General features: G+C 35.1%; 1 pseudogene. It reads left to right on the top strand.

The features are described from left to right. Nucleotides 1-63: 63 nt before the first annotated feature. A pseudogene (locus ACWQ4X_RS19820) lies at nt 64-430 on the top strand (IS1-like element ISAba3 family transposase); the annotation flags it as partial.

Raw genomic sequence — 430 nt, 5'->3', positions numbered from 1 at the left:
TTTGGTAGTGTTTCAAAAAGTATGCTGAAGAAAAAGCCGATTGGATTTTGATAAAATAGAGAAATGCAAATAACTCTAGCAATCAAATGTCCAACCTGCCTCAGTGATAGTATAAAGAAAAATGGTATCAAAGTAGATGGGAAACAAAACTATCAGTGCAAAGACTGTAAACGTCAGTTTATTGGTGATCATGCACTGAGCTATCTAGGATGTAAGTCAGGTATTACTCGTAAAATATTACAGTTGATGGTCAGAGGCAGCGGTATACGAGATATTGCTGAAGTTGAGCGCATCAGTATCGGTAAAGTTTTACGTACTTTAACTGAATCAACCTATGAAATTCAGCCTCAGCAAAGTCATTATGAATCTCTCGAAGTAGATGAGTTCTGGAATTTTGTTGGAAATAAAAAGAATAAACAATGGCTTATTT

The sequence above is a fragment of the Acinetobacter sp. NigerLNRRAM0016 genome, assembly GCF_054112845.1.
The sequence above is the reverse complement of the archived record's forward strand: the minus strand, read 5'-3'. Positions and strand labels throughout refer to the sequence as shown.